Origin of the sequence: Paraburkholderia sp. GAS82 (assembly GCF_050436285.1) — a bacterium.
GTDB lineage: Bacteria > Pseudomonadota > Gammaproteobacteria > Burkholderiales > Burkholderiaceae > Paraburkholderia > Paraburkholderia phenazinium_B.
The window spans coordinates 427,741-440,250 of the sequence record NZ_JBNDLX010000003.1; the positions used below are offsets into that span (position 1 = coordinate 427,741).

11 protein-coding genes are annotated in these 12,510 nt (G+C 63.0%); 3 read left to right on the top strand and 8 right to left on the bottom strand.

Features of this window, described 5'->3' with window-relative positions:
- Window positions 1-168 precede the first annotated feature (168 nt).
- The 8 genes from P3T17_RS12205 to P3T17_RS12240 form a co-directional block, all read right to left on the bottom strand.
- On the bottom strand, window positions 169-1,221 hold the full coding sequence (locus P3T17_RS12205) for an ion channel (RefSeq protein ID WP_429407207.1): 1,053 nt from the start codon (window positions 1,219-1,221) through the stop codon (window positions 169-171).
- A gap of 124 nt (window positions 1,222-1,345) precedes the next feature.
- Window positions 1,346-1,591 (bottom strand): hypothetical protein, encoded by a 246-nt coding sequence (locus tag P3T17_RS12210; protein WP_429406903.1) that lies wholly within the window; start codon window positions 1,589-1,591, stop codon window positions 1,346-1,348.
- An 88-nt stretch (window positions 1,592-1,679) separates the two neighbouring features.
- Window positions 1,680-1,901 (bottom strand): hypothetical protein, encoded by a 222-nt coding sequence (locus P3T17_RS12215; RefSeq protein WP_074263163.1) that lies wholly within the window; start codon window positions 1,899-1,901, stop codon window positions 1,680-1,682.
- 110 nt (window positions 1,902-2,011) lie between these two features.
- Window positions 2,012-2,923: a carbohydrate kinase family protein gene (locus P3T17_RS12220; RefSeq protein WP_429406905.1), complete on the bottom strand. Its 912-nt coding sequence runs from the start codon at window positions 2,921-2,923 to the stop codon at window positions 2,012-2,014.
- Window positions 2,924-2,928: 5 nt separating this feature from the next.
- Entirely contained in the window at window positions 2,929-4,221 is a 1,293-nt protein-coding gene (locus P3T17_RS12225; protein WP_429406907.1) for an AGE family epimerase/isomerase, read from the bottom strand.
- Entirely contained in the window at window positions 4,218-5,204 is a 987-nt protein-coding gene (locus P3T17_RS12230) for a LacI family DNA-binding transcriptional regulator (protein ID WP_429406909.1), read from the bottom strand. The genes P3T17_RS12225 and P3T17_RS12230 overlap by 4 nt, the downstream gene beginning before the upstream one ends.
- 340 nt (window positions 5,205-5,544) lie before the next feature.
- Entirely contained in the window at window positions 5,545-7,392 is a 1,848-nt protein-coding gene (locus tag P3T17_RS12235; protein ID WP_429406911.1) for an EAL domain-containing protein, read from the bottom strand.
- 295 nt (window positions 7,393-7,687) lie between these two features.
- Window positions 7,688-8,713 carry a bile acid:sodium symporter family protein gene (locus tag P3T17_RS12240; RefSeq protein WP_429406913.1) on the bottom strand — a complete coding sequence of 342 codons (1,026 nt, stop codon included), beginning with the start codon at window positions 8,711-8,713 and terminating at the stop codon, window positions 7,688-7,690.
- A gap of 485 nt (window positions 8,714-9,198) precedes the next feature.
- On the opposite strand from P3T17_RS12240, the gene P3T17_RS12245 reads away from it, so the two are divergent.
- From P3T17_RS12245 to P3T17_RS12255, 3 genes are all read left to right on the top strand, one after another.
- Window positions 9,199-9,735, top strand: a complete 537-nt coding sequence (locus tag P3T17_RS12245) for a hypothetical protein (protein ID WP_429406915.1) — start codon at window positions 9,199-9,201, stop codon at window positions 9,733-9,735.
- A 559-nt stretch (window positions 9,736-10,294) separates the two neighbouring features.
- Window positions 10,295-11,389, top strand: a complete 1,095-nt coding sequence (locus tag P3T17_RS12250) for a porin (RefSeq protein ID WP_074263168.1) — start codon at window positions 10,295-10,297, stop codon at window positions 11,387-11,389.
- 171 nt (window positions 11,390-11,560) lie between these two features.
- Window positions 11,561-12,499 carry a LysR family transcriptional regulator gene (locus P3T17_RS12255; RefSeq protein ID WP_074263169.1) on the top strand — a complete coding sequence of 313 codons (939 nt, stop codon included), beginning with the start codon at window positions 11,561-11,563 and terminating at the stop codon, window positions 12,497-12,499.
- Window positions 12,500-12,510 lie beyond the last annotated feature (11 nt).

Sequence of the window (12,510 nt, forward strand, 5' to 3'; positions counted from 1 at the left end):
ATGGGGACCACAAAGGCTTCGCGTCGAAAGAGACTCTATTTTTTAGCGCCGATTGGAGAAAATTATTGCTAGTTTCTAGGTTTGCTCACGCAAAGCAGTGAAGTACTTCGCGAATTCGGCCGGTTTTGAGATAGATCTGCCATCGAACCCAACGGGGCCTTATTTACCCTACGCGCCCGGCACCGCCCGTGGGTCGATCGCGGCGGCCGGGACCGGCGGCGCCATGGGTTCAAGTGGTTCGACTTCGTCGAAGTGGACGTAATCGATATGGCTAACCCCTTCTTCTTCACGCAGCAGGTCCACGTACTTGTACTGCCAGCGAATCGCGTCGGCTTCCCAGGTATGACGTGCCTGCATGGTTTGCGCGGTCTGGTCGTCCGCGCCTTCGATGGAAATCAGCAAGGACGCTTCGCGCGCCTTCATCGACTCGGCCGTCTCACCGAACAACGGGCTCGTCTCGTCGATGATATGCATCAAGGTCCAGCTAAACAGAAACGCGGGATGCTGATCGCGTACGAGCGTCAGGTCATAGAGCTTGCGTAACGTGTAGCCCTCGGGAGAGGTTTCGACGCGCATCAGGCGCATTCTGCCGTGCGCCTCGGCGATCAGGTTCTGCCGGCCGTTCGCCGCGCGCGCCATCAGTGTCATGTGACCGTCGATAGGCCGCACTACGGCGTAGCGCGAAAACATGATCCTGGCGCGCGGCCGCGAGAAGCGCGCGAAGATCAGGCCGGTCGCCAAGGCGATGCCTGACATGCCGACGAAAATTTCGAGCGTGGCGATCCAGTGGGCGTAGACCGTCTGCGGATGCATGTCGCCGTAGCCGACTGTCGCGAGCGTTTCGACGCTGAAGAAGAACGCGCCGCCGAAGCCGGCGGGAAACTGATTGGCAATCGGCTTCGTGCCGAGCATGTAGAGGGAAGCGAACGTGGCGTTGAGCAGCAGGAACATCAACGCCAGCGACACGAAGAACACCGGCCATTTGACCACTAGCGCGCTGTGGTAAATGTCCTGCCAGAAGCGGACCGGCATGCCGTGCGCAATGATCGTGCGCGAACCGAATGGAATCTCGCGGCTGCCACGAGGCAGCCGCTTGCGCGACGTGGCCTCGGCGTCCGCAGCGGCCGAGTGGGTGCCTGCGCCGGTGCCGGGCATGGAGCCGGGGCCAGGGGTCGGGCCTGAGCTTGGGCCGCTCGTGCGGTCTGACGTATTGGTGGCCATTGCGTGTTTGTCGGCATGAAAACGCGCAAAGCGTAGCACGCCGCACGGCGTGCCCTTGCAGATTTTGGGCACTTCACCGCGCGTCGCAATGCGGCCTCAGTCCGCCTCGTGCGAACTCACGCCATCACGGGAAAGTGCGCGGTTTCGGAATTCCAGCGCCGTGTTCGATATCCGCGACGGCCTGTTGATGGGCCGCTTCAATCGCTTCGGTTTCACCGGCGTAGCCGGCGTCGCCGCCGACCGTTTTCCACGCCTGCACCGCGCGTTCGAGATGACGGATTTCAAATTCCGCATCCCATCGCGCACCTTGTAACTCGAGGGGGCGCACGTGGATCGAGTACACGCCGTAGAGGAAGAGCTGTTCAGCCATTATCGCCTCCAGCCGGTTGTTTCCAGGAAAGCGCCACGCAGCGCGAACGTGCTGCCGGCACCAAGACACCAGCATGTGGGGTGCCTGCCTAGAATTCGATTTCGCCGAGGATGCGGTGAGCCAGCGCTTTGGCTTCTTCGAGGGCTTCTTCCTCGGTGGTCGAGGTGGCCTCGACTTCGTAGACTGTGTTCTCCAGCTCGCCGCCCTCGTCGCGCGAGAGCGTGACGAAACCGCGGTACGCTCCACCGTCTGCCGGTTGCACAGTGGCAACGGCCGTGTAGAGTCCTTTGGTGTAGGTGACGTCCTCCATGATGCTTCTCCAGCAAGGGGGAGATTCCATCCTAGCACGCCGATTCGGGACTCACCGGCCATCTGTGTGACACCCTGGTTTGCGCGCCAAATGTCGGCGCGCCGCGCAGCTCACCCCTGCAGCAACGCCACCACTTCATCGAGCGACGGCGAGTGCGCTCCGGCATGACGGCAGGCGGCCGCGCCGGCTGCCAGCGCGAAGGCGAGATGCTCCGGCCAGCCGCGTTGTGGCGCCGTCATCAGGCTGAACAGCAGGCCGCCAATCGACGCGTCGCCCGCGCCGACCGTATCCGCCACTTCGACACGCGGCGGTTGCGCTTCGATGATCGTGTCGCCGTCGATCAGCGTGGCCCTCTCCGAGCCACGCGTGACGAGCACGGTCGCCTTCGGATTCATCGCTCGCAGCTGGGCGAGCGCGTCGGCTTCGCTGGTTTTGAACAGCAGGCCCAGGTCTTCGTCCGAGACCTTGATGAGGTCGGCGAGCGCGGCCATCTTGCGCAGCGTCGGCTCATAGCCGTGCGCCATCAGATTGCGGTAATTCGGGTCGAAGCTGATCTTCACGCCGCGTTCGCGCAACTGCGCGGCAAGCGTGGCGAGCGTGTTGCCGAGCGGCTGGCGCACGAGACTGATGCAGCCGAAGTGCGCCCACTTCACCTGGCCCATCCAGCCTTCCGGCAGCTTCGAGGGATCGAAGGCCAGGTCGGCGCCGTTCTCACCCATGAAGAAGTACGCCGGCGGATGCGTCTGATGAACGATCGCCAGCAGCGGCGGTCGTTCTACGCGCTGCATGAAGCGCATGTCGAGACCGGCAGCGACGCTGGCGTCCCAGAGTTCGTCGGAGAAATTGTCCGTGCCGAGCGAGCCGACGCAGGCGGTCCGCAGGCCGAGCCGGGCGACCGCGCGGGCGACGTTCCAGCCCGCGCCGCCTGGGCGCGATAGCCATTGCGAGTCGCCGGTACGCACGAGGTCGGTCAGGATGTCGCCGGGCGAAACGAAGAGGGGAAGTTCAGTGCTCGCGCTCATGGTGCTCACCGTGCGGATTCAGTTGTGTTGGATGGGGCGTGCGGCAGTGCATGCATCAGCACTTCGTAGCATGCACCCATCGTGTGATAGTCGGTCTTGCCGGCCGGGCTTTTTTCGTCGCTGTACTTGCGATTGTCGCAGGTCAGGATCCGATACCACGCGCCGTATTTGTGGTCGACGAAGTGCGTCCAGCTATAGCACCAGATCTCGTCGTACCAGTCCCAGAAGCGTTCGTTGCCGGTGCGCTTGCCGAGCAGCGCGGCCGTCGCGAAGGTCTCAGCCTGGACCCAGAAATACTTGTCGTGATCGCAGACCGTGCCGTCCGGGCCGAAGCCGTAGTAGAGGCCGCCGTGATCGTCGTCCCAGGCGTGCGTCATGGCGGCGTCGAAGAGTTCGATGGCGCGCGGCAACAGCCACGGCAGCGGGCGATGGCGCTCGAGGATCAGCAGAAGCTTCGCCCACTCTGTCTGGTGACCGGGCTGGAAACCCCACGGACGGAAAATGTTCGAGCTGTCTTCCTCGTTGTAGTGCCAGTCAACCGACCAGTCTGCGTGGAAATGTTCCCACACGAGACCCTGGGAGAGCTTGGCCTGACGCAGCGTGATGTTCGACGCCACACGTTCCGCACGATCCAGATACACCAGATGGCCGGTTGCCTCATAGGCGGCGAGCAACGCCTCGGTGGTGTGCATGTTGGCGTTCTGGCCGCGGTACGAGCTCACGCGCCAGTCGGGCGTCGCTTCGTCGGCGTAGAGGCCGGCGGCGGCATCCCAGAAGCGGTGCTCCATCAGCTCGAAGGTGGCGCCGATCATCGGCTTCGCTTCTTCGATGCCGGCCATCGCGGCATGCGAATAGGCCAGCAGCACGAAGGCGAGTCCATAGCAATGACGGGTGGCGTCGAGTACGTGCTTGGTGCCGTCGCGCCAGTCGAACTCCCAGTCGTAGCCCTTGAGTTCGGCGTCCCAGTGCACGTCGCGCAGGAAATTCAGACCGTGGCGCGCGTATTCGAGGTGCTGCGGATCGCCGAACTCGCGATACGCCATCGCGTAGTTGAACACGTAGCGGCAACTGCTGACGAGATGCCGCGTCGTGCGGTTGTAGATCGAGCCGTCGTCGCTGAAGAAGTGATAAAAGCCGCCGCTCGGGTCGAACACGTTGGGCGCGTAGAAGCGCAAGGTGTCCTGGATGTGCGAGAGCAGAAATTCGCGCTCGCGGAAGCTGGCGACAGCGGGCGCCTTGGGCGTCGCGGCGCCTGCGTGATCGGAATGGTCGGGTTGAAGCTGATCGGATTGTGTCATGGTGTTTTCACCGAGGTACTGGCACGTGCGATGAGATGAACGGGCAGGTGGACTTCGAGTTGCGTGGGCGACTCTTCAAGCAGCAGTTCGACGCCGCGCCGGCCGAGCGCTTCCTTGTCGACGGCGATCGTCGACAGTGGCGGGGTGGCGTGAGCGGCGGCAGGGATGTCGTCAAAACCGATGATCGCGATGTCCTGCGGAACGCGCAGGCCACGTGCGAGGCAGACGCGCAGCGCGGCAAGCGCGGCGGCGTCGTTGTAGGCAAATACGGCGTCGGGACGCTCGCCGGGTGCATCGAGTACGCGTTGCATGGCGAGCGCGGCGCCGGTGTCGGGGTCGAGCCCGGCGTCGATGGTCACTTCAAGCGACGGGTCGAACAGCAGACCCGCTTCGAAGAACGCGCGCCGGTAGCCGAGCGCACGCTGCGCGATGCTGAAATGGGCGAGCGAGCCGCCGATGAAGGCGATGCGCTTGTAGCGGTGCTGGAACAGATGGCGCATCGCCAGCGCCGCGCCGGCCGCGTTGTCGAGGTTGACTGACCGCAGCCCCGGCGCCCACAGGTCGATCAGGACGAGCGGTCGCTGCATGGCGACGAGCGTGGTGAGCGTTTCAGGCTCAACGAAGCCGGCGACGGCGACCGCGTCGGGCGCGTGCAGGCGCATCTGCTGGATCACATCTTCCGTGGGTCCTGCAGTCAGCACGGACGGCACGATGCCGCGCTCGCGGCAGGCATCTTCGACGCCGTGCAGCACGTGCGAGAAGAACGGGCTGGCGGCGAAATTATTGTGCTGGCGGTGCAACAGAAAGGTCAGCCGGCGGATGCGCGGGCGCAACTGGGCCGGGTCGTAACCGAGCTGACGCGCGGCCTCGACGACCCGCAGGCGGGTGGCGTCGGAGAGGCCTGGCTGATTCTTCAGCGCGCGGGAGACGGTGCCGATCGACACGCTGGCGGCGCGGGCGACATCGCGGATGGTTGTGGCCATCTGGGTGAGCGGCGAGCGCAGTGCTGGCCGCTGGCTAAGTTGATTTCGGGGGATTGTATAGTAAAACTGGCGGAAATATCCCTGCACTCACGCGAATCGGTACGCGTAAATACCCGTATATAAGGAATAAAGGCGGTTTCATTATGTTTAGTAAAATCAACTAAACATGAGGCTGAATTTCCGGGAAAGGTGAGTTTTTAGGGGTGAATAGTAGGAATCCGAAGCATTGTCCGGCGGGTTGAAGCGCCGCAGTCGACAGCGCGAGGCTACCGAACCGCTGCTCTTGCGAAAGCCGATGTCCGGGGCGCCCCTCGGTCGAGCAGGCGTGGCGGCCGTCGTCTCAGTCGAACGCCGCGTGGCGCGCGTCGGTATGCCCCTGCAACAGCGCGTCGCTCTCATCCGCCCCGATCAGCACGAATCCGCCCGGGTCCTGCTTCGCGCGCCGCTTTGCGAGCGCCGCCACCGAGGCGACTTCCTCGCTGCTATACAGCGTCGGACCGACATGGGACTCAATGTGCACGCAGCCGATCGCCATGGTCACAAAGCTGAAGAAGGTCGCATTGCCACGCCGGTCTTCGCCGTGGATGCCGCCCGCGAGCCGGTCCTCGGGCGCGTAGAAGCGTTGCGCGCCTTCGTTGAACAGCTGGATCGCGCGCAATACGCGCTCGCGCCAGTCGTCGCTCTGGAACAGGATCAGGAAGTCGTCGCCGCCCACGTGGCCGAGAAAGTCACGGGTGGGATCGCACACGTCGGCCAGCACGGCGGCCGCGAACTTCAGCACTTCGTCGCCCTGCCAGTAGCCGTACTGGTCGTTAAAGGGCTTGAAATGGTTCAGGTCGACATAGCAGGCGTAGAACCCGGCGTCGTGGCCGAGCAGCCGCGCGATGTGCGAGCTGATCGGAATGTTGCCGGGCAGGAAGGTCAGCGGATTCGCGTAGCGCGCCGCTTCGATGCGCACTTCGGTGACCGCACGCACCAGGTTCTCGCCGGTGCCGAGGCCCGCGTATTTACCGTTGTCGGTGATGACGAAGCCATCGGCGAGATACCGCTGGTCGTCGCTCGCTAGCAGCTTGGCCATCTGTTCGACCGTCATCGATTTTTCGATGATCACCGGCGATGCGTTCGCAAACAGCAGGCAGGGGCGCTTGCCGAATAGCTCGCGGTGGTACGGCAAGGCGTAGCGCTCCATGAAGGCGCGCCGGTTGATCAACGCCACTGGCTCGTCGTTTTCGACCACGGCGACCGCGTGCAGATCAGGCAAGCGGTTGAACAGTTCGAGCACCTCGTTGTTGGTGGCCTCGCGCGGCAACGCAGGCGCATGCACCATCATCTTGGCCGACGCCATGCCGCCCGAAGGTGATGCGCTGACCGCGCGTGTTGCTTCCGGAAATACAGCAATGTGCCCGGCGCGAATCGCCTTGCGGGCGTCGTCCGTCACCATGCGAGCCGGCTTTGCATTAGGGCGGCCGAAGAAATAACCCTGCCCGCAGTTGATGCCCATGTCGCGCAGCACGATCAGATCCGCTTCGTTTTCGATGCCCTCGGCTACCAGCTTTGCGCCGCTCGCGCTGGCGAACTGCTGCATGGCGCGCACGGCCTCGAACTTCAGCGGGTCACTCGCGATGTCGTGAATAAAGAACCGGTCGATCTTCACGACGTCCGGCCGCAGGCGCACCCACAGATTCATGCTGGCATTCGCGGTGCCATAGTCGTCGAGCGCGAATTGCGCGCCGGCTGTGCGCAAGCTCGTCAGTGCCGACAGGAACTGGCCGATGTCGGGAATCGCGCTTTGTTCCGTCAGCTCGATCACGATGCGCTCTGGGTCCACGCCCGCTTGCCGCAGCAGCCCGAGGGTATCCTCGCGTGCCTCGGCGAGCTGGCGCAGCGCACCCGCGCTGAAATTCAGAAACAGCTTGCCCTCGCAGGCCGACTGCGCGAATGCCCGCACGCAGATGAGCGCGGCGGCGCGCTCCAGTTCGAGCACGCGGCCCTCGGTGTTGGCCAAGGCGAACAACGCGAATGGTGTCTCCAGCGGCGAGCCGGCAGGTCCGCGAATCAGTCCTTCGTAGCCCAGGATCGCCCCGTCGTCGAAATCCACGATCGGTTGAAATACTGCGGACAAATCACGTCGGGCGATCAAATCCTCGATGCTGGGCGCGGCAGAACGAGGGGGCGAGCGAAGTGGCATGGCATTCGGCCAAAGCGGTGAACCCTCGGCTTATCGGCAACGCCGCAGGGAAATTAAGTGAATTTTTAATGACAAGGCGCACTGACGTGGTGCGCCCGCGCCGTATCCTGGCGCGGACGGGATGGAGTCCGGTTCACCCGGCCGTTTTTATTTGCATTGCGCCTATGCCATCAGGCCAGGGCGACGGCGCGAGCATTTCGGCGTGAAATAGCGGAAAAGCCGCGCGAAGGCGGCTTTGTTCAGACAGGCTCAGGGAGGGCGCTTTATGAATCTTTTGTTCGACAGGTTTGGCGCGTTAGCGTCGCGCAACGGCCGCCGCGGGGTGGTCCTCTGCGGCAGCGCGAGTTTCAGCGCTCGTATCGCGCGCGCCCCAGCGCTGCGCGAGAGCGGCGCATACCATCAGCTGGATCTGGTGAAACAGCATCAGCGGCAGCACGGCAGCCCCCACCGCGTGCGAAGCAAAGATGACCTTTGCCATCGGCACGCCGGAGGCGAGACTCTTTTTCGAACCGCAGAAGATGATGGTGATCTGGTCCGCGCGATTAAAGCCGAGCCGCTTGCTCGTGAACATCGTGACGGCCAGCGCAAGCGCCAGCAGTACAGCGTTGATGAGCACGAGGCCACCCAGTGCGCCCAGCGAAGTATGGCGCCACAGGCCTTCCGTGACGGCCTCGCTGAAGGCGCCATACACCACCAGCAGGATCGAACCCTGATCGACGAACTTCGTCACGCTGCGATGGCGCTCGATCCACTTGCCGAGCATCGGGCGCAGCAACTGCCCCGCCACGAACGGCACCAGCAGTTGCAGCACGATATTCCAGACCGTGTGCCATGCGGACGTGCCGCCGGCCGCCTGGTTCGTGACGACCAGGCTGACGAGCGCCGGCGTAATGAAGATACCGAGCAGGCTCGAAGCCGAGGCGCTGCACACGGCAGCCGGCACATTGCCTTTGGCAATCGAAGTGAACGCGATGGACGACTGGACCGTCGATGGCAGCGTACAGAGGAAGAGGACGCCGGCGTAGAGCGCAGGCGTAACAAGGGGCGAAAGGAGCGGTTTGAGCGCGAGCCCGAGCAATGGAAACAGCGCAAACGTGCTTAGCAGGACGACGATATGCAGACGCCAATGGGTCGCGCCCGCCACGATCGCTTCGCGTGAGAGCTTGGCGCCGTGCAGAAAAAACAGCAGCCCGACGGCGAAATTCGTCAGCCAGTTGAACCAGACGGCTGCCTGCCCGTGCACGGGCAGCAGGCTGGCGAAGATCACCGTGCCGACGAGGCACAGCGTGAAGTTATCGGGAAGCAGTTTCGGGCGAGCCATTTCGCAATCTCAACTCAATTCGGGTGATGCGGGTAACGCGGAAATACAGACACGCGTGCGTGGCGGCACGTGGCGTTTGCTGTAGGGGGAAGGGACCATTAATAGCGGATCGTGATTAAAAAATCAAATTCATTTGCGGAATCGATTGATGAGGATTGCGCTTCCGAGGTGTGTCGAAACCCGCCTGGCGGAGCGGCTGCGCGAGGGCATTTCGGGGCGTTCCAGGTGGTAATCAGGAGGCCCTGATTTGCCCCTTGCGCAAGACGTTTGTCGCGCAAAAACGTCGCAGTAACATGGTGTTACAACGCAGTATCAGGCCTAACACTTTTTGGCTCGACACCCCTCCGACCGACCCATAAATTACTGCTCAAAGGCCAATGGGATGCATAAGTTGCGGATCGACCGCAGCGGGTACGCAAATCCTGGAACAAGCCTCGCCGCAGCTCGAACGGCGGGCTTCAGGCGGGTCTTCGGGCAGGTGAATCATGGTGGACGCAGGGTTGTGGAGAACCAGGCATTGGGTGTTGGGCGCAGTCTTGACTGTGCTGTGTTCGCTCGCCTGTGCCAGAGGGCCGCAAGTACCGCATGGCGGTGGCTTCGGCGGCGGGTTCGCTCATGCCGGCGCTCAGCATAATGCGCGTGCTTACGACGCTCGCGCTGAGCGTGGCGCATCAGTTGAGCGCAACGCCCGGGTCGCGCGCAACGCGGGTACACCGCATGGCGGCTACACCAACGCGCAATCGCCACGCGTTGCCGGCAACGGCGCCGGTGGCTACGGCGGCTACAGGGGCGACGCCCGCGCGGATCCGCGCGGCGGATTCCAGTACGCCGGCGCGATTACTACCGTGAGCACCGAGGTTCGCTCGGTGCCACGTCCGCCCGAGGACGAAACGATGGTGCGCGCCGGTTCGATCCGCGCCGACGTCGCGCGCTATAACGAAGAGCGCGGCGCCACTCGTCCCGTCCCGCGCCCGCCGGAGTATATGAACCGGCCGCCGGGGCAGTCGCCCTACCGCAACTAGCCTTTTCCTGAACGCTCCTCGTTGACTCCTGCGCGCTCCGCTCGCTCGAGACCGGTCGTCCTGCGCGCCGTCACGCGGACGGCATCGCCAGCCACTTTCTCCTGCTTTCAATCTGTCAGCTAACCTGCGCCCGGTCATACCGTGCGTTGTCTGCCCGTCCAAGTGACGTATGCACGCCACACTTTCATGACAGCACGACGCACGGCACCTTACTGAACCTTCAAATTTTGTCCTTCACCAGGCCGGCCGTCATCGGCGCGGTCCCTGATCCGTTATCTGTCTTTGCGTTGCAGTCCTGGCGGGCCTTGCAGCCCGTTGCGGGGCGAGATATCCCCAGGTGCGAGCGAAAGCCAATCGCGCTTTATCAGTCCGATAAACGACAAAACTAATCGGACCGATATACCGGCAATAACAACCCATATTTTTGTCCACAAAAATGGTCCGCAAAGATGGTCCCGCCCAGATTAACTCGTTGATCTAACGGACGACCGAGAAACCGTTAGCGCGAGCTTCCCCGCCGCACAGCAGCCACACCCTTTTGACAAAGACAGGAGAACCCATGAATACAAATTTCCGCCGTGCGCTCAATACGACTCTCAAGACCAGCGTCATCGCTTGCCTGCTGGCCGGGGGCGCATCGTCGGCGTTCGCGCAATCGAGCGTGCAACTTTATGGTCAGGTCGACGAATGGGTCGGCGACCAGAAATTCCCGGACGGCAAGGGCGCAGCAGAAGTGTCGGGCGGCGGTATGTCGACCTCCTACTGGGGCTTGAAGGGGGCGGAGGATCTGGGCAACGGCTACAAGGCGATCTTCACTCTGGAAGGCTTCTTCCTCGCGCAGAACGGCGCTTACGGCCGCTTCACGGGCGATACGTTCTTTTCGCGTAACGCCTATGTCGGTATCGAGTCGCCGTACGGCACGGTCACGGCCGGACGTCTGACCACGCCGCTGTTCGTCTCGACGATCCTGTTCAACCCGTTCGTCGACTCGTACGAATTCTCGCCGATGGTGTGGCATACGTACCTCGGCCTCGGCACCTTCCCGACGTACAACACTGACCAGGGTGTGGCCGGCGATTCGGGCTGGAACAATGCGGTGGAATATTCGTCACCGAACTTCAACGGCTTTAGCGCCAACGTCATGTATGCCCTGGGCAATACGGCGGGTGAGAACGGCGCGAAGAAGTGGAGCGCCCAGTTCCTGTACTTCCACGGCGCGTTCGCGGCAACCGGCGTTTATCAGTACGTGAACTTCAACGACGCCCCGGGCGATCTCACCAGCCTCGCACAAAGCGTGGGGCTCGCGAGCATGAAGAGCCAGAGCGTCGCTCAGTTGGGCCTGTCCTACGACCTGAAGTACGTCAAGTTCTTCGGCCAGTACATGTACACGTACAACGCGCAGGATATCGGCAGCTGGCACGTGAACACCGCACAAGGCGGCGTGACGGTTCCAGCGGGCCCCGGCTCGATCATGGCGTCGTTCGCGTACTCGCGCGACGGCAGCGGTCTGGACCAGACGCGTCAAACGGCTGCAATTGGCTATGACTATCCGCTGTCCAAGCGCACCGATGTCTACGCGGCTTATATGTACGATCACTTCACCAGCCAGACCTCGGGCCAGACCTACGGCGTGGGTATCCGCACGAAGTTCTGACCGGTTCGGGTCGTCACGCGTTTCGTTGTGCTTTGCAAACCCCGCCTTCGGAAGAAGGCGGGGTTTGTCTTTTTAGCTTTATCAATCGGCACCGCGGGCAGAGGTTTGCTGACGCTGCTTTGATAAAGACGGCAAAATGGCGTCGATTGATTCCTCTCGTGAGCGATTGCCATGGATACCCTCGTCAGCATGAAAGTGTTTCGCCATGTCGTCGAAGTGGGCAGCTTCGTCGGCGCGGCCGAGCGCATGGAGATGTCCGCGGCGATGGCGAGCAAACACGTGATGCATCTGGAACAGCAGCTCGGCGCGCGCCTGCTCAATCGCACCACGCGGCGCGTCGCCCCGACCGAGGCGGGGCGCGAGTACTACGAGCGTTTGAGTCAGGTGCTGACCGAACTCGACGAAGCCGGGCAGGCGGTCGGCGCCGCGAGCATCGTGCCGCAGGGGCGTCTGCGGGTGTCGTCGCTATCGGCGTTCGGTCTGAGTCACGTGATGAGCGCAGTGGCCGACTATGCGGCGCAGTATCCGCAGGTCACCGTGGATATGACCTTGTCGGACCGCGTAGTCGAATTGATCGACGAGGGTTTCGATGTCGCGATCCGGGCCTCGCCGCACGGCCTGAAGTCGTCCTCGCTGATCGCGCGGCAGATTGCTACCGCGCACCTCGTGCTGTGCGCTTCGCCGGAGTATCTGCGCCGGCATGGCACGCCGAAGAAACGGGCCGATCTGTCGCGGCACAACTATCTGCAGTACGCCGGTGTATCGGCGCCGGATTTCGTTACGTCCAACGGCGATGGCGGGGCGCGCGTCAGTCTGTCCGGCAACCTGATCGTCAATCAGCTGGAAGCGCAGCGCGTGCTTGTGCTGCAAGGCGCGGGAATCGCCATGCTCGGGACCGAGGTGATCGGCGACGATCTCGCTACCGGCCGCCTGCTGCCGCTGCTGGTTGCCGAGTCGCTGCCGCGCGAACTGCCCATTCACCTCGTGTATGCGAGCCGGCGCCATCTGTCGGCGAAGGTGCGCTCGTTCGTCGATTTTTTTGCGGCGCGTTTTGCCAACGAGGCGCTGTGGCCATCGCTCGAGCAGATCAAGGCGCTGGCCGTAAGCTAAGCGCCGCGCTC

Bases quoted from the DNA above. Each gene is read 5' to 3' on its own strand.
- P3T17_RS12220 (WP_429406905.1), bottom strand. From the start codon at position 2,923: ATGAGCGCGAGCACTGAACTTCCCCTCTTCGTTTCGCCCGGCGACATC.
- P3T17_RS12215 (WP_074263163.1), bottom strand. From the start codon at position 1,901: ATGGAGGACGTCACCTACACCAAAGGACTCTACACGGCCGTTGCCACT.
- P3T17_RS12235 (WP_429406911.1), bottom strand. From the start codon at position 7,392: ATGCCACTTCGCTCGCCCCCTCGTTCTGCCGCGCCCAGCATCGAGGAT.
- P3T17_RS12255 (WP_074263169.1), top strand. From the start codon at position 11,561: ATGGATACCCTCGTCAGCATGAAAGTGTTTCGCCATGTCGTCGAAGTG.
- P3T17_RS12230 (WP_429406909.1), bottom strand. From the start codon at position 5,204: ATGGCCACAACCATCCGCGATGTCGCCCGCGCCGCCAGCGTGTCGATC.
- P3T17_RS12250 (WP_074263168.1), top strand. From the start codon at position 10,295: ATGAATACAAATTTCCGCCGTGCGCTCAATACGACTCTCAAGACCAGC.
- P3T17_RS12205 (WP_429407207.1), bottom strand. From the start codon at position 1,221: ATGGCCACCAATACGTCAGACCGCACGAGCGGCCCAAGCTCAGGCCCG.
- P3T17_RS12225 (WP_429406907.1), bottom strand. From the start codon at position 4,221: ATGACACAATCCGATCAGCTTCAACCCGACCATTCCGATCACGCAGGC.
- P3T17_RS12240 (WP_429406913.1), bottom strand. From the start codon at position 8,713: ATGGCTCGCCCGAAACTGCTTCCCGATAACTTCACGCTGTGCCTCGTC.
- P3T17_RS12245 (WP_429406915.1), top strand. From the start codon at position 9,199: ATGGTGGACGCAGGGTTGTGGAGAACCAGGCATTGGGTGTTGGGCGCA.
- P3T17_RS12210 (WP_429406903.1), bottom strand. From the start codon at position 1,591: ATGGCTGAACAGCTCTTCCTCTACGGCGTGTACTCGATCCACGTGCGC.